A 20,128-nucleotide genomic window follows, 5' to 3' on the forward strand; every position below is an offset into this window, starting at 1 on the left:
TCATGGGACTCCTCGAGGACAAGGTCGTCCTCGGGAACGGCGGCAGCCCGGGCGTCGGCGCGGGCATCGTGCGGGGGCGCCGCGAACGCCGCCCCCGCCCGCGGGCGGAAGGAGCACGAACCTCATGCGCAGAGGAACCATGGGGCTGGGCCGCATCGGCGCCGTCCCTGCGGAGAACTCGGCCCTGCGTGAACACCGGCCCGTACGACTCGACGAGGTGCGCAAGTGATGACGGACGAACCCCTGCGGATCGGAGTCCTGGGCGCGGCCCGGATCGCCGAGCTGTCGATCGTGGGACCGGCCCGGACGACCGGCCACCGCCTGGTCGCGGTGGCCGCCCGCGACCGCGACCGTGCCGAGGCCTTCGCCGGCGCGCACGGCGTGGAGCGGGTGGCGGACTCCTACGCCGAGCTCGTCGCCGACCCGGAGATCGAGGTCGTCTACAACCCGTTGGCCAACAGTCTGCACGGGCCGTGGAACCTGGCCGCACTCCAGGCCGGCAAGCACGTCCTCACCGAGAAGCCGTCCGCGAGCAACACGGCGGAGGCGGTCCAGGTCCACGAGGCCGTCGCCAAGGCGGGCACGGTGTTCATGGAAGGGTTCCACTACCTGTTCCACCCGGTCACCCGGCGCCTGCACGAGCTGCTGGACAGCGAGGGGTTGGGCGACCTCCGGCACGTAGAGACCATGGTCGCCATGCCCGCACCGCCTGACGACGACGTAAGGTGGCAACTTCCGTTGGCGGGCGGCGCGTTGATGGACCTCGGGTGCTACAGCCTGCACGCCCAGCGCATGCTCGCGCCGTGGGCGGGTGGGGCGCCCCGGTTGGTCGCCGCGCGCGGCGGTGAGAAGGCTCGGGCGGCGGGAGTCGACGAGTGGCTGGACGTCGATCTGGAGTTCCCGGGCGGCGCCACGGGCAGCGCCCGCTGCCACATGGCCCACCACACATGGCAGATGAGCTGCCGCGTCCTGGGCTCGCGCGGCGAAGCCACGGCGGTGAACTTCGTACAGCCTCATCTGGACGACCGGGTCGTCGTCCGTACGGCCGCCGGTGAGCACACCGAGGAACTCGGCCGCCGGTCCTCGTACACCTACCAACTCGAGGCCTTCGCCGCCCACCTGCGGCGCGGGACGCCGCTGACGCTCGACGCCGACGACGCGCTGGCCACGATGCGGCTCATCGACGACGCCTACCGGGCGGCCGGGTTCCCGGTACGGCCGCGTACGGTCCTACCGGCCGCGGCATGACGATGAGCGAACGGGAGAGGGCGGTACCGGTCCGGTACCGCCCTCTCCCGTTCCGTGTGCGGCCTACCGGTAGAAGGCAGGCCGCTCGATCAGCTCGACCTCCACACGCCGCCCCTCCCGCTGAGAGAGCACGCCCGCCTCGCACACGGCCGCGGCCGCGTAGCCGTCCCAGACACTGGGGCCGGTGATCTCGCCGCGTCGGGTCGCGTCCCCCCAGCCCTGGACCTCACGGTCGTACGCGTCCTCGAAGCGCTCGACGTAGTCCGGTGTGATGCGTCCGCCCCAGCGGCCGTCGGTGCTCAGCCGCGGCCCGTGCTCGTCACCGATGCGTACGGTGCCCCGCTCGCAGACCGCTTCGGCCTGCACCTGGTAGCCATAGCCGCAGTGACCGAAGATCTCGACGTCGACCAGCGCGCCCAACTCGGTTTCGAGGAGGACGAATTGGGGGGTCGTTCATGCCAGCAGGAGCGTGCGACGTCGGGGCCGGCTTGTGCACGGTGACCGCTGTGATCTCCTGGTCGAGGAGCCAGCGGGTCACGTCCATCTCGTGCACCACCGAGTCGTTGATGAGCATCTCGTTGGTGAACCACGGCGGCATGGACAGTTTCCGGTGCCGATGGTGCAGCATCAGTGCCCTGCCCAGCTCCCCGCCGTCGAGGAGCCGTTTCAGCTTCATGTATTCGGTGTCGTACCGCCGCATGAAGCCGACTTGGATACGCCGGTGCCCGAGCCGCTGCTCCGCCGCCAGGACGCGCAGGGCGGAAGCCGCGTCGGGGGTGAGCGGCTTCTCGCACAGCACCGGCAGGTCACGGCCTAGGGCCTCGAGCAGGGCCGCCTCGTGGGCGGGTCCCGGGGAAGCGATGAGGACGGCGTCCACGTCCTGCGCCGCCATGGCCGCCGCCGGTTCGGTGTACGCCGTGCAGCCCTCGATGGCGTCCGCGAGCGTCTTCGCCCGTTCCGCCTCGATGTCGACGATGGCGGTCACACGTGCCCCGCTGACGACGTCGTGGAGTCTGCGCACATGATCCGCGCCCATCTTGCCGGTGCCGACGACGGCAACACCCAGTGCTCGCTGAGGTGGCATGTTCGTGATGTCTCCGTTGCTGGTGAGGGTCGAGGGTGATCTCGCCGCGCTCCGCGGACAGTTCCATGGCGCCCGGGCGCAGCACGCCGAGGACGCCGAGGGCGACGGTCGGCTCGTCCAGTCGTCATCTCGGAGCCGAGGAAGAAGTGGCGCCACACCGGCATTCGCCCTCGGTGTGCTGGCTTCGGGCCGAGCGAACAGCCGGATGGTCGGCGGCCGTTCGCCCGTCTTTACCGGGTTCCCTTGGCGGCGAACTGGGCGACCTTGTCGACGTTGGACTTGTCGACGAAGGCCGGCCCGGTCAGCACGGGAGCCTCGCCGCCTCCGCTGTAGTTGCCGTTCGTCCTGTAGAGCCACAGGGAGTCGATCGACAGGTACCCCTGGAGATAGGGCTGCTGGTCGACGGCCCACTGGATCTTGCCGGACTTGATGGCGCCGACCGCGTCCTTGTTGAGGTCGAACGTGGCGAGCTTGGTCTTGGTGCCGGCATCGGCGATGGACTGAATGGCGGTCATGGCGAACGGAGCCCCGAGCGTCGTCACATAGTCGATGGAGCTGTCCTGCTTGAGCTTGGCGATGATGGTGGACTTCACCGACGGCATGTCGGTGCCGTTGACGTAGAGGATGTCGGTCTTGCCCTCGAACGTCTTCTTCACGCCCGCACAGCGGGCCTCCAGGGCCACCTGCCCCTGTTCCATGATCACGCAGACGGTGTGCTTGGCCCCGGCCTCGTTGAGCCTGCGGCCGAACGCCTCTCCGGCGATGCTCTCGTCCTGGCCGAAGTACTCGAGCAGACCCTGCTCCTTCCAGTCCTGCACGCCGGTGTTGAAGCCGACGACGGGGATACCGGCCTGCTCGGCCTTGGCGACCACGGCCTTCATGGCGTCCGGCTTGGCGAGAGTGACAGCGATGCCGTCGACCTTCTGGTCGATGGCGTTCTGGACCAGGTTGGACTGGTTGGGGCCGTTGGCGTCGCTGGCGTAGACCAGCTTGACGCTGTCCTTGGCCGCGGCGGCCTCGGCACCCTTGCGAATCGTGTCCCAGAAGGTGTCACCAGGGGCCGCGTGCGTGATCATCGCGACCGTCATGCGGGGAGTGCCGGCCTTGCCTGCCGAGACAGCGTTCCCGCTCTCTTCGGCCTGCTTGCCTCCGGAGCTGCTGGAGCATCCGGCCGCAAGCAGTGCGGCGGTGGCTGCCGCTGCGACGACGGGGACGATTCTGCGGGAGCGGGGGTGGGAGAAACGGTCCATCTTTTCCGGCACCTCACTGTGCTACAGGGGAAGGGGAGAAACGGCTGACCGAGCGAAGACTGCCGATCAAAGGCCGTTAATACCGCTGTTGCTCATGACGAGATGGAACCCTCAGGTCAACGCTCGTGATGACATCATTTATCCATCAGGAAATGCTGTCTCAACAATTACTCGACGCCGATTTTCCGTGCTCTCTACACCGAAATGCGCGTGGCCTTTACTTCACCAGCGTCGCGGCACTCCGGTACGCCGCCGCGGCCGCCTCCCGCACCGGCAGCGCACGATGCGTGTCCGAGAGGATCTCCACGCCCCAGGGGCCGTTCCAGCCGGCCGCACGGAGCGCGGTGATGATGCCCGGGAGGTCGAAGGAGCCCTCTCCGCACAGCCGACGGCGATGGACGGTGTCCTCGAAGAGAGTGCCGACCATCCGGCTGTCGGCGTCGTTGAGCTCCACTCCCACGATCCGCGACCCGGGTACGTCCGCCAGGTCGGCGGGTGGGGTGTGAGCGCGCTCGGTGTGCCAGACGTCGATGATGAGCCCGCCCGCCGGGTGGCCGGCGGCCTCCACGAGCCGGAGTCCGTCGTGCACGGTCTTGAGGTTGGACCAGGGCAGGAACTCGATCCCGAGCCGGGCGCCCACACCATCGGCCTGCGCCGCCAGCGTGGCGAACTCCTTGGCCCACACGTCGAGGTCCCAGGGCTCGTCCGCCACATCGGGGCCGATCTTGAGGGTACGTGCGCCGAGCGCCTCGACGGCCCTCAGAAGTCCGCCGCGGACCGCATCCGACGCGGTCCGCCGGGGTCCGTCGGCCCACCAGTCGGTCAGCAGCTCCAACTCGACGTGGCTGATTCCGTTGTCCTCGAAGAGAGACCGGACACCGGCGAGCCCGTACTCGCGCTCGGCCTCCACCAGGTCCGCGTACAGCAGCCCGAAGCCCGTGAATCCGGCGTCGCGCGCCGCTTCCACGCGTTCCCGCAGGTCCAGTGGACTGCGCTGGTCCTCCTCGTCGGGAGCGGCGTCACCCGCGGTGGTCCAACACGTGGCCAGAAATTCGTCAGCGGTCATTTATGTTTCCTGGATTCCTCATGTTCGGAAAAACGCGGCACCCAATAGCCTCGGCATTCTTGGGTGCCCCGCGCATGCCGGTCAATCCCTCAGAAGACATCAAAAACACATCAGATCGATATACGGCTACGCGACAGCGCGCAGCACCGTGCGCAGATGCTCGGCGCTGGCCCACACATCCTCGACCGGCCCCTTTTCCTTGGGCTCCTCGGTCAGGATGGTGTCCTGTTCCAGGACGTACCACCCGTCGTAGCCGCGCGCGCTGAGGTGGGTGACGATGGCCTGGACGTCCACGTCCCCCGCACCCAGTGGGCGATACATGCCCTTGCGCACGGCCTCGGTGTAACCGAGCTGTCCGGACCGGACCTTGGCTGCGAGGGAGGCGTCCACATCCTTCATGTGGGTGTGGGCGATGCGCTCGGGCGCCTGGCGGGTGAGCTCTGCGGGGTCGGTGCCGCCGATGAGCAGGTGCCCGGTGTCGAGGCAGAGCGAGACCGCCGAGTGTTCCAGGACGCGTCGGACCTCGTCGCCGTTCTCGATCATCGTGCCGACGTGCGGGTGCAGGACGGCACGTACGCCGCGTTCGGCGGCCAGCGAGGCGAGCCGGTCGAGGTTGGACAGCAGCAGCTTCCAGCCGTCGGCGTCGAGTTCGGGGCGGGAGTCGTAGCCGTCCTGGCCGGTGACGGCCGACAGGACGAGGACCTCCGCCTTCGCAGCGGCGTAGCTCTCCAGGAGCTGTTCCACCTCGGGCAGCGGGTCGTGTCCCGGCACGTGCAGCAGCAGCGGGGTGAAGCCGCCGACCGCGTGGAGGTCATGGTGGGCGAGAACCCGGGCCATGGCGTCCGGCTCGCCGGGCAGGAAGCCTTCGGGGCCGATCTCGGTGGCGGCCAGGCCGACTTCGCGCATCTCGTTCAGCACCCGTTCGGGCGTCAACTGGTAGCCCCAGCCGGGGACTTCGCACACACCCCAGGAGATGGGCGCGCCGGCGATCCTGTTCAAGGGCGAGTTCGTGGATGAGTTCGTGGGTGAGGTGGTCATGGCGTTGCCTTTCGGTGGTTCCAGTCGGGGTTGGCGACCGCGGCCGGCGAGCGGCCCGCGAGGACGTCCGCGACACCGCGGGCGGCGTCGGCGAAGGTGAGCGGGCCATCGCGCGGGCCGGTGCGGACGGGGCGCGCGTCCTGACCGGCGGCGAGCGAGACGGACCGTGGTGACCCCGTCCGTCTTGGGCGCCCGCGGCCAGTTCGAGATCGGCGTCGGGCAGGACGACGAAGGGGCAGGAGGCTCCCCGGTCGAGGGAGAGCTTCTTCACCCCGGCGACGCGTGCGAGGTGTTCGCCCGTCGCGGTGGCGCCGGTGAAGGAGATCTTCCGCACGCGGGGGTCGGTCACGAGGGCGTCGCCCGGCACCGCGCCGGAGCCGACCAGCGCCGAGAGCACGCCTTCGGGAAGCCCGGCGTCCACGAAGCACTCGGCGAGCTCCAGCGCGGTCAGCGGTATGGAGGTGGCCGGCTCGAGGACGACCGCGTCGCCCGCCGCGAGTGCGGGCGCCAGTTTGTGCAGCACGAGCAGCGGGGGGTGGTTGAACGGCGTGCTGGCCACCACGACACCGCACGGCCGGCGCAGCGTGAAGGCCACCTCATCCTGGCCGGTGCCGCGGTTGACATCCAACGGCAGGGTCTCGCCATAGAGTTGGGCGCCTCGAAGGCCGCGACTCCGCGCTGATGGTCCGCGCGATCTTGGCGGCTCGCCGATCGGCGAACTCCGCCGCACGCAGCAGGATCGTCATCCGCTCCTGAGCGGGTGTACGCCGTCATACCGCGGCACCCCGCTCCGCCGCCGCGAGGGCCACCTCGACGTCCTCGGGGCCGCCACCCCGACGGTACCGACCGTCGAGCCGTCGAAGGGCGAGGTCACGCCCCGGGTCCGTCCCGACCCTGCCGACGCCTGCCATCGGCTTCCGATGAGTAGTTCCACAGGCGCCATCGCCTTCTCCCTCCAGAAACCGTCAAGGCTGGTCAGCCAACGGCCAGGCCGTCGCATGGCCGCAACGCTAGGTGGAGCGCGGGGCATTTCTGAAGGGGCAGAATCCATCATTACCACATCATTGGACGCATCTTGTTTCCATCACCGGCGCCGCCCAGCTTCAGCGGTACCGTCGGGAGCGCGGGCAGGGGGCCCTTGCGGCCCTCTTCGATGTCCCGCCGGGAACGGCCGGCCCGAGTTGTGCCAACGCACCGCCGACCGACTCGCGTGATCGGTCGCGGAAGACTGAGGGTTCGCGTGGTCCGCCGAACTGCTCGCCCACTCCAAATACTTGACGATTACGTGTACACGACGAAGAATGAGCGCGCTCCGCGCTTGACAACGTTGTCTAGGCTTCGAGGAGGCATTCCCGCCCATGGGATGGACTCAACGGCTACGCGATGCGGGGATGGTGGTGGCGACCACCATCCTCCTCGGCGGCTCCCTCGCGGTTCCGGCGGCTCGGGCGGCCCTCCCGCCGAGCGCCCCGCTCACCGATCTGGTCAACCCGTTCATCGGAACGGAGAACGAAGGCAACACCTACCCCGGCGCAGCGGTGCCCTTCGGCATGGTGCAGTTCTCGCCGGACACCGGCCACAACACCGGCTACGACTACTCCCAGAATCACATCCGCGGCTTCTCCCTCGTCCACCTCTCGGGCGTCGGCTGCGGCCTGGGCGGCGACCTGCCCGTGCTGCCGACCACGGGTGACGTCACCGAGACGGACTACGCCAAGTACGAGGCGGAGTTCAGCCACGACAGCGAGCGGGCGAGCCCCGGCTCGTACCGGGTCGGCCTGAAGACCGGCATCGAGGCCGAGCTGACCGCGACCGCCAGGACCGGGGTGCAGCGCTACACCTTCCCGGCCACGGACAAGGCCAACGTCCTGCTCAACGCGGGGCAGTCGCTGCACAGGACGATCTCCACCAAGGTCGAGATCCTCGACAACCGCACGGTGCGCACCGCCATCACCGGCAGCGGCTTCTGCCAGGACACCAAGCCGTACACCGTCTACACGGTCACCCGCTTCGACCGTCCGTTCACCACTTCGGGCACCTGGAACGGCGATACCGTCACCGAGGGTTCCAAGGAATCCGTGAGCGCGGGACGCAACGGCGCCTTCGTCCGCTTCGACACGACCAAGGACCGGACGGTGGAGGCGACCACCGCGCTCTCGTACGTGGACGCCCGCGGCGCCGCCCTCAACCTCCGCTCCGAGGGCGGCCGTTCGTTCGACGCCGTCCGGAGCCAGGCGCACCGCGCGTGGGAGGACCGGCTCGACGACGTACGCGCCCAGGGCGGCGGTGACACCCTGCGCCGCACGTTCTACTCGTCGCTCTACCGGTCCTTCCTCGCGCCCAACATCGGCAGCGACGCCGACGGTCGCTACACCGGCTGGGACCAGCGGGTCCACCGCGCACAGGGCTTCACCTACTACCAGAACTGGTCACTGTGGGACACCTACCGCACCCAGTCGCAGCTCCTCTCCCTGCTCGCGCCGCGTGAGGCCAGGGACATGGCGATCTCCGTCATCAAGATCGACGAAGACAGCGGCTGGCTGCCCAAGTGGGGCTACGGCACGGTCGAGACGAACATCATGACCGGCGACCCGGTCACCCCGTTCCTGACCAACGCCTACCAGCAGGGCCTGCTCAAGGGGGCCGACAGATACGCCGAACGGGCCTACCGCGCCCTGAAGAAGAATGCCGACGGGGTACCGCCCGCCGATTCGCCCGCGGTGGGCCGCGAAGCCAACAAGGAGTACATCGCGAACGGCTTCGCGCCGTACGTCAAGGACCGCCCGCACGCGAAGCCGGGCGACTCGGACTACGACCACGGAGCCTCCGCGACCCTGGAGTACGCCCTGTCGGACGCCATGCTCGGCGCGATGGCACGGGATCTGGGCCACGACGCGGACGCCGCACGCTATGCCGCGCGTTCCCAGAACTACCGGAAGATCTACGATGGTTCGACCGGCTTCTTCCGCGCGCGGGATGCCTCCGGCACCTTTACCGGACCGGCGGACCCGGCCCTGAGTGAGGGTTTTCACGAGGGCACGTCCTGGCAGTACCAGTGGCTCGTGCCGCAGGACCTGCCGGGCATGGTCGACCTGATCGGCGGCAAGCAGGCGGCCAACGACCGGCTCGACTCGTTCTTCGCGTACGAGCAGCTTCTGAAGGACCCGGCGAAGACCGCTCGAGAGGTGTGGGTCAACGGCCCGTACGACTACTACAACGCGGACAAGTACAACCCGCAGAACGAGCCCGACCTGATCGCCCCGTACACGTATCTGTCGACCGGTCAGCCGTGGAAGACGACCGATGTGGTGCACGCCGCGCTGACCTTGTTCACGGACGCGCCGACCGGCATGACCGGCAACGACGACCTCGGCACGATGTCCGCCTGGAACGTGCTCTCGTCCATCGGGATCTTCCCGGTGCAGCCCGGCTACGACACCTGGGGCCTGTCGACACCCGTCTTCGAGCGGGTCGATCTGACGCTCGACCGGCGCTACTACCCGCGCGGCGCCCTGACCATAGCGGCCACGGGCACCTCCGACCGTGACCGGTACATCCAGTCGGCGAGGGTCGACGGTTCCTCCTACGGCCGTACGTATCTGACGACCGAGTCGCTCCGAGGCCTGCGGTCGCTCTCCTTCACCGTCGGCGCCGAACCGTCCGGCTGGGGGACGTCCGCCGACGCCGCCCCGCCCGCCCTGGGGCCTACGCGGTGAGGGGGTCATCGTGCAGTGCGTCGACGCCCAAGCCTTGCAATCCACGACCACTGATCATCGCGACAACGGACGAGGCGCCGTTCACCGACCAGGTCTCCGGGCCGACCTGACGCGGGCACGCAGACCGCGGCCACCAGCAGGGCGACGGTGATCATCGGGGCGGCGTTGGACGGTACCGAGGATCTCCGGCCGTTCCCCGATGAGAGGCGTCACCAAGCTCGGTCGATCTGTCCAGCACGACCCTGCAGTACCTCTCCGGCCTGTTGACGGCTCGGCGTCGAGAGCGGAACACGCGCCGGCGCCGACTGACAGCGGGCCGGGAGGCCCTGCTGGTGCTGCCTCACCCGCGGTGCGGGCATACCTACGCCCGGCTCACGGCCGGGTTCGGCGTTGGGATCGCCACCGTCTACCGCTACGTCGCCGAGGGCGGCCGACCGTCCTGGCCGGAGCGGTCCACGACCTCAAGGCCGCTCGCGCCCACGGCGTCATCGAGCCCTCGACCATCACCAGGAACGTCCCTGACTAGGCAGGCGCCGGACGACACCGCCCTTGTGCGGAGGTGCCGGGCTGCGGGCTCGCCCGTAGTTCGCGCGCCGGCCTGGAGGGAATGCCTGCATACAAGCGTTCGAACTGTTTCACTGGACGTCCGGGTGGGGGAGGCACAGGTCATGAGAACACGGTGGGGTCGGCGCCGGCTCGATCGCCACCTCAGGGAGCACTGGGAGCAAGCGACAGGCTACAAAGACTGGGGCGACGACCGTATCGGCACGGCACTGGAGAGCCTGGGACTCAGTCATCAGGATTCCCTCGATGCCCGGCGTCTGGCGGCTGTCCCCCCGGGCGTCGAACTGGCCGTGACCGAGGTCAAAGAGGCCTGGGGCGATGCGGACACCGGACCATCCGGCTACATCCACGACGCCCTGGGCCTGCTTGAGGACTTCCATCGCGTGGATCTCGTGCGCATCACCGAGGCCGACGACGGCAGTCGGTGGCTGACCGTCCCAGAGGCCCTGCACGTGCGCTTGAGGTCGCGCTGGTCGGCGGACGAAGCGGCCGACTGGCACGCACGGCTCATGGACAACGCCCTCGCACTGCTGAAACCCGGTGACCCCTGGTCGGCTCTGCCCACCTGCGCCGGGTACTGGTGGCGGCATCTGGTGTGGCACATGCAGCACTGCGACCCGGCTCAGGCCGCCGGACTCGTGGCGTCTCCAGGCTGGCAGATCGCCAAGATCCAGCGGTTCGGTGCGCAGGGCCTGCTGGCCGATCTGACGCTGGTCGACTCCCCGGAGTCCAGGGCCACCGCTTCAGTGATCAACGAGGTCATGGGCGGGGAGGACCGTGGCTCCCGGCTGGATCCGGGGAAGCAGAGGCCCAAGCAGGTGCGCGGGATGCTCTCGCGCCCCTGCTATCCAATCCGGACACGGTCCGTGCCGCCGATGAGATCTACCGCACCTGGCTCGCCTCGGTGAGCCGGAGGACGTGCCCTACCTCAAGGTGAAGTCCTACCGCCCGTTGATGCCGGGCAGGTAGACGCCGTAGAAATCCAGCATCCTGAGGGTCCGTGCCCGCGTCCGCTCCTTCATGTACGGCCAGGAGTCCTCGATCAGGGTCCCGGCGTTCAGGAGTTGTTCGAGTACCTCGAAGTAAACAGCGCCTCCCACGTGTGCCGAGGAATGGTCCACAATCGGCTCCACGAAGTCCCAGCATCTCTGGAGGAGTTCCGTGTCGGGGGCGGGACTCTGCAACTGGGACATCAGCACCGCTTCCGTGAAGCACTCGGACAGTAGTCCGTACAGGCCCACGATTGCGTCCTCAGTCAGTACTGCCTGTTCCGCCGGCAGACCGTACTTCTCGGCAATGAACTGCGCCGATTCAGGCACCGTGCGCAGCAGGAGAGCGGGGACGTCGTGGACGGGGATTTCACTCATGTCTTTGCCGGTTCGGTGTCTGGTGGTCATGACGTGCGGTACAGGCATGGGGCCTGCCACGCGCGGTGCGCAACAGGCCCCCATGGTCAGCTGGGCGAACGGTCAGGCACAGTTGCCGCTCGACGGGTCACAGATCGATGATCCTCCACCCTGGTCGCCCACGAAGTCGTGGGCCCCGACCGGGTCAACGATGTCCTTGAACATCTCCCAGGCGCCGCCGCCCACGCCGTACTCACTGACGTAGGAAGGAGCCTGGGCCACCTGCAGGAGGCCGCCGGCGACGCCGAGGGTGCGGGAGAAGCCGCGCAGGCGGGTGGGCTGACCGACGGGCGCGGGCCCCTTGAATTTCGTGGGCGGCGTGAAGTCCTGACCCGTGAGGTCCTTGACGCCGGGCGTCTTCATCACGGCGTCGAAGTTCGTCTTGATGGCGGACTTCATGTTCGCGTCGCCGTCCATCGTCTTCTTGATGTTGCCCGTGACGTCGCGCGAGTTCAGCGCCTCCCACAGTTCCGCCGCCTCCGCCTTGGCGACCGCCAGGTCCTTGTCGGACAGGAGGAACTTCTTCGTGTTCTTCCCGGTCTCCCTTGCTTTGCGGTCGTTGTCCAGGATGTCCGAGAGGCCCTTCATCGTCGCCCAGCCCTTCTCGGCGTGGAGTTCGGTGTGATCGTCGAGGGACTGACGTGCCCCACCTCTCAAGTTCCAGTTCTGGTGGCTAACTGACGGCCTTCACGAAAGGCTGCCGGCATGCCCCGCGCCTATCCCGCTGAGTTCCGGGTCCGTGCCATCGCGCTGGTTCGGGCAGGGAAAGAACAGAAGCAGACCGCCGTTGAACTCGGCATCCATCCGGTCACGTTGTCGAAGTGGTTGCGCCAGGACGACATCGACAACGGCCGGCGCCCCAGGACTTCCTGCCGCTCGGAGCGAAAGCCGTTCGGGCCGTCAGACCATCTACCTGCGGTGGCTCGCGCCAACACCGGGCGATGCATCCGCGCAGTCAGCGAGGCGCCAGCCTCGTCAGCCTGCGTCGGTCTCAAACTCGCGAGCAGCGGATTCAGTCCGCTGAGCCGGAGTTGACACTCCGGCACCCCACAAGGAACGTTTTCACAGGTCAGGGCATGCTTCTGGTGGGGCGGGTGGGACTCAAACCCGCGGCCGACGGATTATGAGTCCGCTGCTCTGCTTTACGCCGCAATCCGCCCCCTCATCACGTCCCAGTCGTCGGCATGCGGCCAGCCGCAGCCAGACGGGGAATGCCCTCGCCGCACGCACCGAGCCTTGCCATGCAAACGACAGATTGCGTCGGCAAGCCCGTTGTTGAGCTGGACGTCCGGGACCCGGTCTGGGTCTCGCGCCCGAGGCCAAGATCCGGGCCATTCCCGGAACAAGTCGCCATCCGCCGCCGGCAACGGTCCCGTTTCCACACGCCGGAGCAGGCACCTCGCGTGTACCACCATGAGACCAAGAACCTGCTGGCTGCCGTTCACCTGTTCTGAAGCAGAGCCTGGCTTGCCGACAAGCCGCTTCCGAGACCCCTCGCTGCAGCCATAGCCTCCCCATGGCGGTCCGCCCAAGGGGTGAGTACGGCAGCAGCGGCGCGCCGGGGCATTGGGGGATTCCCACAAAAGCCCCCTCGTCACGGACTTCTCCTTCCCTTCGTCGCCCAGGTAATCGGGGGCGCCTTGCCCCAGCACAATTCACCGAAGTCAGCATCGGCCTGGCCTACACGCGAGCGGTAGCTCCGGGGCGGACGCTCCAACAGCTGCGACACAAACGCAATGACACTGACACTCCGTCAGGAAAGTCAGCATTGGGTCAGCATCGGGCTGACTAAACCCGCCCACATATGGCCAGACATGAGAAGGCAGCGCTGCCCGTCGATGGACTTCGCAGGAGCGATCGACCTCTCGGGGAAACGGGGTGTCGAGCGGGGACAGCCGCGTCCCGCGAGAGGCCTGCACTAGAGCTGGAACCCCAGTTCAGCGCACCCTTCCGCGCGGTTTCAGTGGTACAGGCGGGAGTTCGGGAGCGCGCAGTGGGACCCCGTCGTACCCCACCACCTCACCGAATCGGGAGCCCGTCATCCAGTCCGAACGGGCCTGTGCGATATCGTCGGTGGACCGTCCGATGAAGTTCCACCACATGACCAACTCCTCCTCGAACGGCTCGCCGCCCAGGAGCATGAGGGACGCGTCCGACTCTGCGCGCAGGGGCAGTTCGGTGCGACCGCAGCCGAGGTAGAGCATGGAGCCCGGGAGCACCGGCACGCCGTCGACGTGCGCCTCGCCGGACATGGACAGAACGGCGTACTCGAAGTCGGGCTCCAGCGGCAGTCGTACGTCGGTGCCGCTCGCGAGGGACAGGTCGGCGCCGACGATCGGGGTGTACGTCGTGCCGGGCGAGGTCATGCCGTCGACGGTACCCAGGATGAGCGTGGCCTTGAGGCCGGCGGCCGTGACGAGCGGCAGCTCGGCGTGGTGCTCGAAGCGCGGGTCGGTGTGGCGGTGGCTGTCGGGGAGGGCGACCCACAGTTGCGCGCCGTGCAGGAAGCGGGCGTGCGACTTGGGGCTCTCCTCGGAGTGGCTGATGGCCCTTCCGGACGTCATGAGGCCCAGTTCGCGCGGGCGGATCGTCTGCAGGCTGCCCGTGGAGTCGCGGTGCAGCACCTCGCCCTCGTGGAGCCAGCTGACGGTCTGGAGTCCCATGTGCGGGTGCGGCGGGACCTGCATACCGGGCTCGTCGGAGATGTCGTCGGGCCCGTAGTGATCGACGAAGCACCACGCGCCGATCATGCGGCGGCCCAAGTTGGGCAGCAGGCGGCGGACTTCGGTGGACTCGCCGAGCTTGACCCGACGGGGACTGAGGAGTTCACGCACCGGCTCGGCCACCACGAAACCGCGGCCACCGCACAGCGCGGGAACTGCCTCGCGATCAAGATTGCTCATGGGCCACAACCTAGCCCCGTCGGGGACCGTCCGTCAGGCCGTCCTCCCTCCCCCGGGCTCCCGCGGACTCCCCCGGACGGGGGTACGTGGGCCGGAGTCGGTGCGGTCCTAGGGCTACGGGCGGAGGTCGGTAGGGCGTTGGTCGGGGACAGCCGAAAATAGTAGCCATGGACATAGTAGCCATGTATGGTTTTTCTCATGAGTTCGACATCCGCGCACGCGACCCCCGGCTTTCTCGTCTGGCGCCTGTCCACGAAGTGGCGCGTGGCCGTCGATCGGGCGGTCGCGCCACTGGGCCTGACCCACGCCCAGTACTCGCTGGTCGCGTCGCTGTACGGGATGCACAGGGCCGGGCAGCGGCCGAGCCAGCGTCAGCTCGCCGATCACACCGGACTCGAACCGCTCTACGTCTCGAAGCTGGCCCGCGCTCTGGAGGCGGCCGGTGTCGTCGACCGGACGCGGGATCCCGCCGATCCACGTGCGATCCGGCTGTCGCTCACGGAGGACGGACGCGTGGTCGCACGGCGCGCGACAGGGGTGGTCCAGGGGCTGCTGGAGCAGCTCCTCGAACCACTCGGCGGGCTCGGCGGCGAGCGCACGAAGGCGTTCAGCCGCGAGCTGGCGACCCTGCTCGACGTACCGCTCGATGCACCGATCGATGCACCGATCGATGCATCTCTCGACACACATCTCGATTCACATTCTGACGAGGAGTAGTCATGAGCATTCCCACCCCCCCGGTCGGCGGCCAGGTCGTCGGACTGGCCCACTACGCGAGCCGCGCGGCCCTGGAAGCCGCGCTGGCGCGCATCGGAAGCAGCTTCAACCAGTCGGTGGCCCTGCGGGCCGTCTCGGACCAGGGCGGCACCGTCGAGCGCGACCGGCTCGTGGAGCGGCTGACCGGGACACTGAAGATCGAGGAGTCGGTGGCCGAGGAGGCCGTCACGGAGATGACGGCCCTCAAGCTGCTGACGGAGACGGACACCTCGCTGGTGTCGCTCACCGAGCACGGCCGTGAGGTGTTCGAGGAGATCCGCACGGCCGGGAACGAGATCGCGGCCCGGCTGTACGCGGGCATCCCGGCCGAGGACCTGGCGACGGTAGGGCGCGTGCTGACCCTGGTGACGGAGCGGGCCAACGCGGAGCTGGCCGGCGGGTGACGCCCACGGGCCGAGGTGGTGGAATATTCAACCATCAGGTGAGGTTCTGGCACTCGAAGGAGGTCAGCAGTGGACACGAAGTACTACGACCAGGGGACGGCCGCGGAGCGCTGGGAGCGGGCGCAGCTGTTCTTCGACGCCAAGGACTACGCCGGTGCGGCGCGCGTTCTGGGCGGCCTTGTGGACGAGGTGCCGGAGCAGACCGGACCGCGGCTGCTGCTGGCCCGCGCGTACTATCACTCGGCCCAACTGCACCGCGCTGAGACCGAGTTGCGCACGCTCGTCGAGCGTGACCCGGTGGAGCACTACGCCCGGCTGATGCTGGGGCGCACGCTCCAGCGCCAGGGGCGTCACGACGAGGCCGAGTCGCACCTGCGCATCGCCTCCGCGCTCGCGGGTGACTTCGAGCAGGTGTGACCGCCCTTGCGGGTGCGACCATCCCTGGGGGTGCGACCGCCCGCCGAGGACGTGCACGTCGCCCGAAGGCATGAACGTCGCCCGAGGACGTGAACGTCCCCGGGAGCAGGACGAAGAGGCCGGGTGCCGGAGCGCCGTGGCCGGTCACCGAGGTGACCGGCCACGGCCACGGCACCCGGCCTCTGCCGTGTCACGCCGCGCGCGGCTCCATCAGCCGGGCCAGCAGGTCGTCCAGGCTGACCAGGCCGGTCAGCCGCCCCGTGTCGTCGCGTACGACGGCGAGGGAGGCGCGGTGCAGGCGGAGCTGTTCGACGGCGTGGGCGACCGTGTCGTGCGGTGACAGCTCCGGGACGGGGCGGGCCAGGTCGCGGGCGACCGCGGCCCGGCCCTGCGCGCGGGCGACCAGGGCGTCACGGGCGTGCACCGAGCCGAGAACCGTGACGCCGTCGCGGACCAGCAGGCGGGTGCGGTCGCTGTCCCCGGCGACGCCCAGTACGGCGTCGATCGCCGCGTCGGCGGGGACCGAGGTGATCCGGTCGGCCGGGATCTGGAGGTCCCCGACCGGGTGCTGCGGTGCGGTCAGGGAGCTGGTGATCAGCTCGGAGTCCTCCTTGCTGATCAGCCCGAGCCGCTCCGACTCCTGGACGAGGTGGGTGAGTTGCTCGCGGTTGTGGACCGAGGCCAGTTCGTCGCGCGGAGCGACCCGGCAGAGCCGGACCAGCGCGTTGCTCACCTTGTTCAGCCCCACGATCAACGGACGCACCGCCCGGGTCAGGGCCCGGAAGGGCGGCGTGAGCAGCATGGCGGAACGCTCGGGGTGCGCGATGGCCCAGGACTTGGGGGCCATCTCGCCGACCACCATGTGCAGGAAGACGACGACGAACATCGCGAGCGCGAAGGACACGCCGTAGCTCAGGCCGCCGGGCAGGCCCGCCCTGTGGAGCAACGGGTCGAGTTCGTGCGAGATCGCGGGCTTGGACACCGAGCCCAGGCCCAGCGTGCACACGGTGATGCCCAGTTGGGCGCCCGCGAGCATCAGTGACAACTCGCGCATTCCGGCCAGCGCGGCCCTGGCACCGCGTTGCCCGGCCGCGGCGGCCTGTTCCAGCCGGTGCCGCTTGGCGGCGACCAACGCGAACTCGGCGGCCACGAAGAACCCGCTGCCGATCAGCAGCAGTACGGTCACGAAGAGCGCCATCGAGAAACTCATGCCTGCTCCTCCGCACCGTCCACACGGTGGACAGGGTGGACACGGTCCGTGCCGCCCACACCGTCCAGGCCGTCCGTACGGTCCGTGCGGTCCGTCGCCGGCAGGCGTTCCAGGCGGACCCGTTCCGGTACGTGGCGGTCCAGTGCCTGTACGTCGATCGAGACGCGGCCTCCGTCGGACAGTTCGACGTTGACGCGGTCCGCGATGGCGGGGAAGCGGCCGAGGCGGTCGACGATCAGCCTCGCCACCGTGTCGTAGTCGTCCTCCTCGGGCAGGTCGATGCCGGTCGCCTCGGCGACCTCGTCCAGTCGGCGGCCGGCGTCGACGAGCCAGCCCTCGCCGTCGGCGACCGCGATCTCCTTGACGGTGTCGGTCTCGTCCGCGATGTCGCCTACGAGTTCCTCGGCGATGTCCTCGTAGGTGACGACGCCCGCCACGCCCCCGTGCTCGTCGAGGACGACGGCGAACTCGTCGTCGTGGGCCCGCATCTGTGCCACGGCCTCGGGCAGCGGCAAGGTGTCGGGCAGCAGCAGCGGTGCGCGGCCGAGCGCGCCGGCCGTCGTGCGGGTGAGCCGGTCGGCGGGCAGCCGCATCAGCTCGCGTACGCCCAGGACGGCGGTGATGTCGTCCGGGTGGTCGCCGAGGACGGGGTAGTTCGAGTGTCCGTACTTTGCGATCAGCTGGACGGCCTCCGTGGCTGTCGCGTCCTTGCGGACGAAGACGGCGTCGGCGCGCGGCACCATCACCTCGTCGAGGGTGCGGTCGGAGAACTCCAGGGCGTGGTCGAGGAGCTCGGCGGTTTCGCGCGGCAACTGCCCGTGCTCGTGCGACTCGCCGATGAGGTGGCCGAGTTCCTCGAGGGTCGCGCCGTGATGGAGTTCCTCGACGGGCTCGATGCCGACCTTGCGCAGCAGCTTGTTGGCGGCGCCGTCGAAAAGCCGTACGACCGGGCCGACGACCTTCAGATACGCGAGCGTGGAGCCCGCCAGGGCCTTCGCGAGGCGCTCCGGGACGGCCAGGGCCAGGTTCTTGGGGGCCAGTTCGCCCAGCACCATCTGGAGCACGGTCGCGAACACGAAGGCCAGCACCACCGAGATGCCGGTGACCGCGCCGTCCGGGATGCCGATCCCGGTGAGGGCGGGCTCGAGCAGGGCGGACACGGACGGCTCGGCGAGGAAGCCGACGACCAGACCGGTCACGGTGATCCCGAGCTGGGCGCCCGACAGCATGAAGGACAGCCGCTCCAGCACCTTCAGGGCGCGGGTGGCCCGTCGGTCGCCCGCTGCCGCTTCCCGCGCGAGCGCGAGGCGGTCGGCGGCGACGTACGCGAACTCCTGGGCGACGAAATAGCCGGTGCCGGCGGTCAGGACGAGCACGGCCGACAGGCCGAGTGCGGCACTCATCGAACACCACCCCACTGTGTGCCGCGATCAAGAGAAATCAGGCGGGGTGGTTCGGGACTGTGTCCCGGGGGGTCCGTCGGTCTGGCGGACAAGGAAGCGCTCCTCCGGAGTCGGTCTGTCCCTGGGAAACGATGCTGTTCGCAAACGAGTTCCCATGCCACCGAAGTTCTTTCTACACGGCTGTAGGAACCCCGAGGAGTGGTGGCGGAGCGACTGAGGAGTGGTGGCGGAGCTACAGCGGCGTGGCCGCGCGGAGGATCAGGACCATCGTCACGGCCGAGTTCGCCGACGACATCGCGGAGACGAGCGTGCCGACCGCGGCGCCCCAGGCGGCCAGCCCCACGGACGTGAACACGGACGGCCAGCTGCGGGCCGCCGGCGCGGGGCGCAGCAGGGCGGCGACCCGGCGCGGCACAGGACCCGCGGACGCGAATCCGGCGAGGCCGGTGAACGTGGCGAACCCCGGCACCGGGCCCCCGCCCGACAACAGGGCCGCCTTGCCGATCGCCCGCGCCACCACCGTGCGGTTGCCGACCGTCCGGGCCGCGTCCTCGTCCGCCCACCGCTCCGTGGTGTAGACGACGGTCGTACGCAGCGGCCGCAGGAACGGATTGGCGCGCGCCGCGAGTCGTACGGCGAGCAGGTGGCGGTGGTGAGCGGCCGTCAGGTGGGCCCGCTCGTGCGCGAACAGGGCACGTCGCTCGGGCGAGGTGAGGCCGCGCAGCAGAGCCGTGGTGACCACCACGCGGCCGCGGTGTCCGCCGGGCAGAGCGTAGGCGTAGGGCTTCTCCTCAGGGAGGACGACCACGCCACGGCTGGGCAGCGCGGCGAGCGCCCGCCGCGCGCGCCGGACGACCCGGTGGTGGCGCCACAGGGTGCGCCCGCAGACCGCGAGGACCAGGACCAGGGCCGGGATCGCCGCCTTGCCCGCGATCTCGTCGTACGGGACGGCCGCACGGACCTCCGCGTCGGACCAGCCGTCCGGAAGCGGGTTGCCGGGCAGCTGCGCGGTCCCGACGACCATCAGCAGGGCCAGGCAGAGTGTGCTGCACAGGGCCATGACGGTGGCGACCGCCGTCAGCAGCCGGGTGGCCGTACGCGGATGCAGATGCAGTTCGGCGAGGCGTGCCACCGGCCAGGCGCTGAGTGGCAGGACGAGCGGCAGAAAGACGAAGACCCCCATGAGACGTCAGTCTTCCGTACCGTCGGGCAACCCGTCGGCCCCGCCCACCCCGTCGGCCCCTCCCGCGACATCGGCCCCGTCCGTCGCATGGGCCGTCTCCAGGAGCGCGCGCAGGACCTGTTCGTCGTCCGGCGGCAGCGCGGTGACGAAGCTGGCGAGGACGGCCTCGCGGTCGCTCTCGCCGTCGAGGAGCCGGCGCATCTTGAGCGCGGCCAGGCCCGCGACGTCGGCGGTGGGCCGCCACACGAAGGAGCGTCCGCGTCGTTCGCGGGCCACCGCGTCCTTGGCGAGCAGCCGGGTCAGGATGGTGACGACCGTGGTGTAGGCGAGGCCGCCGCCGAGTCTTTCCTGCACCCAGGCGGCGGTCACCGGGGCCTGCGCCTCGCGCAGCGCGCCGAGCACCTGGCTCTCCAACTCGCCCTGCCCGCGGCGCCTGGAAGGCCGGTGCGGGTCCTCGCGGTCGCGCTGCGCCATGTCCGT

17 protein-coding genes and 3 pseudogenes are annotated in these 20,128 nt (G+C 69.3%); 8 read left to right on the plus strand and 12 right to left on the minus strand.

Annotated features, from left to right (window positions below; genetic code table 11):
* Positions 1–228 precede the first annotated feature (228 nt).
* Positions 229–1,248: a Gfo/Idh/MocA family protein gene (locus tag ACZ7M3_RS11315; RefSeq protein WP_472062526.1), complete on the plus strand. Its 1,020-nt coding sequence runs from the start codon at positions 229–231 to the stop codon at positions 1,246–1,248.
* A 63-nt stretch (positions 1,249–1,311) separates the two neighbouring features.
* Here ACZ7M3_RS11315 and ACZ7M3_RS11320 read toward each other — a convergent pair.
* The 5 genes and pseudogenes from ACZ7M3_RS11320 to ACZ7M3_RS11340 form a co-directional block, all read right to left on the minus strand.
* Positions 1,312–2,332 (minus strand): annotated as a pseudogene (locus tag ACZ7M3_RS11320) (Gfo/Idh/MocA family protein).
* Positions 2,333–2,562: 230 nt separating this feature from the next.
* Entirely contained in the window at positions 2,563–3,582 is a 1,020-nt protein-coding gene (locus ACZ7M3_RS11325) for a sugar ABC transporter substrate-binding protein (protein WP_472062528.1), read from the minus strand.
* 217 nt (positions 3,583–3,799) lie between these two features.
* Positions 3,800–4,648 (minus strand): sugar phosphate isomerase/epimerase family protein, encoded by an 849-nt coding sequence (locus ACZ7M3_RS11330; RefSeq protein ID WP_472062530.1) that lies wholly within the window; start codon positions 4,646–4,648, stop codon positions 3,800–3,802.
* Positions 4,649–4,774: 126 nt separating this feature from the next.
* Positions 4,775–5,647: a sugar phosphate isomerase/epimerase family protein gene (locus ACZ7M3_RS11335; RefSeq protein WP_472062532.1), complete on the minus strand. Its 873-nt coding sequence runs from the start codon at positions 5,645–5,647 to the stop codon at positions 4,775–4,777.
* A gap of 292 nt (positions 5,648–5,939) precedes the next feature.
* A pseudogene (locus tag ACZ7M3_RS11340) lies at positions 5,940–6,416 on the minus strand (aldehyde dehydrogenase family protein); the annotation flags it as partial.
* A 628-nt stretch (positions 6,417–7,044) separates the two neighbouring features.
* On the opposite strand from ACZ7M3_RS11340, the gene ACZ7M3_RS11345 reads away from it, so the two are divergent.
* From ACZ7M3_RS11345 to ACZ7M3_RS11355, 3 genes and pseudogenes are all read left to right on the plus strand, one after another.
* A complete protein-coding gene (locus ACZ7M3_RS11345) occupies positions 7,045–9,402 on the plus strand; it encodes a GH92 family glycosyl hydrolase (protein WP_472062534.1) in 2,358 nt (785 codons plus the stop codon).
* 227 nt (positions 9,403–9,629) lie between these two features.
* Positions 9,630–9,827 (plus strand): annotated as a pseudogene (locus ACZ7M3_RS11350) (helix-turn-helix domain-containing protein); the annotation flags it as partial.
* A 243-nt stretch (positions 9,828–10,070) separates the two neighbouring features.
* The gene (locus ACZ7M3_RS11355) at positions 10,071–10,874 is read left to right on the plus strand and encodes a hypothetical protein (RefSeq protein ID WP_472062536.1); all 804 of its coding nucleotides are present in this window, start codon (positions 10,071–10,073) and stop codon (positions 10,872–10,874) included.
* A 33-nt stretch (positions 10,875–10,907) separates the two neighbouring features.
* Here ACZ7M3_RS11355 and ACZ7M3_RS11360 read toward each other — a convergent pair whose 3' ends face one another.
* Positions 10,908–11,333, minus strand: coding sequence for a hypothetical protein (locus ACZ7M3_RS11360; RefSeq protein ID WP_472062538.1), 426 nt, complete (start codon positions 11,331–11,333; stop codon positions 10,908–10,910).
* Positions 11,334–11,435: 102 nt separating this feature from the next.
* A complete protein-coding gene (locus tag ACZ7M3_RS11365) occupies positions 11,436–12,029 on the minus strand; it encodes a hypothetical protein (protein ID WP_472062540.1) in 594 nt (197 codons plus the stop codon).
* Positions 12,030–12,122: 93 nt separating this feature from the next.
* Here ACZ7M3_RS11365 and ACZ7M3_RS11370 point away from each other — a divergent pair, with 93 nt between their 5' ends.
* On the plus strand, positions 12,123–12,407 hold the full coding sequence (locus ACZ7M3_RS11370) for a hypothetical protein (protein ID WP_472063106.1): 285 nt from the start codon (positions 12,123–12,125) through the stop codon (positions 12,405–12,407).
* Positions 12,408–13,309: 902 nt separating this feature from the next.
* Here ACZ7M3_RS11370 and ACZ7M3_RS11375 read toward each other — a convergent pair.
* Positions 13,310–14,275 (minus strand): pirin family protein, encoded by a 966-nt coding sequence (locus ACZ7M3_RS11375; RefSeq protein ID WP_472062542.1) that lies wholly within the window; start codon positions 14,273–14,275, stop codon positions 13,310–13,312.
* Between the two features lie 198 nt (positions 14,276–14,473).
* Between ACZ7M3_RS11375 and ACZ7M3_RS11380 the strand changes: the two genes are divergently transcribed.
* The 3 genes from ACZ7M3_RS11380 (at position 14,474) to ACZ7M3_RS11390 (ending at position 15,852) form a co-directional block, all read left to right on the plus strand.
* Complete coding sequence (locus ACZ7M3_RS11380; protein WP_472062544.1) at positions 14,474–14,992, plus strand: MarR family winged helix-turn-helix transcriptional regulator; 519 nt, start codon at positions 14,474–14,476, stop codon at positions 14,990–14,992.
* A gap of 2 nt (positions 14,993–14,994) precedes the next feature.
* On the plus strand, positions 14,995–15,435 hold the full coding sequence (locus ACZ7M3_RS11385) for a MarR family transcriptional regulator (RefSeq protein ID WP_472062546.1): 441 nt from the start codon (positions 14,995–14,997) through the stop codon (positions 15,433–15,435).
* A gap of 69 nt (positions 15,436–15,504) precedes the next feature.
* Complete coding sequence (locus ACZ7M3_RS11390) at positions 15,505–15,852, plus strand: tetratricopeptide repeat protein (protein WP_097223805.1); 348 nt, start codon at positions 15,505–15,507, stop codon at positions 15,850–15,852.
* A gap of 190 nt (positions 15,853–16,042) precedes the next feature.
* On the opposite strand, the gene ACZ7M3_RS11395 is transcribed toward ACZ7M3_RS11390, so the two are convergent.
* The 4 genes from ACZ7M3_RS11395 to ACZ7M3_RS11410 form a co-directional block, all read right to left on the minus strand.
* Positions 16,043–17,062 carry a hemolysin family protein gene (locus tag ACZ7M3_RS11395; RefSeq protein WP_452965639.1) on the minus strand — a complete coding sequence of 340 codons (1,020 nt, stop codon included), beginning with the start codon at positions 17,060–17,062 and terminating at the stop codon, positions 16,043–16,045.
* Positions 17,059–18,465, minus strand: a complete 1,407-nt coding sequence (locus ACZ7M3_RS11400) for a hemolysin family protein (protein ID WP_472062548.1) — start codon at positions 18,463–18,465, stop codon at positions 17,059–17,061. The genes ACZ7M3_RS11395 and ACZ7M3_RS11400 overlap by 4 nt, the downstream gene beginning before the upstream one ends.
* A 232-nt stretch (positions 18,466–18,697) precedes the next feature.
* Complete coding sequence (locus tag ACZ7M3_RS11405) at positions 18,698–19,648, minus strand: M56 family metallopeptidase (RefSeq protein ID WP_472062550.1); 951 nt, start codon at positions 19,646–19,648, stop codon at positions 18,698–18,700.
* 6 nt (positions 19,649–19,654) lie between these two features.
* Positions 19,655–20,122 (minus strand): BlaI/MecI/CopY family transcriptional regulator, encoded by a 468-nt coding sequence (locus tag ACZ7M3_RS11410; protein ID WP_472062552.1) that lies wholly within the window; start codon positions 20,120–20,122, stop codon positions 19,655–19,657.
* Positions 20,123–20,128: the final 6 nt, after the last annotated feature.

This window comes from Streptomyces sp. NPDC111656 (assembly GCF_055656965.1).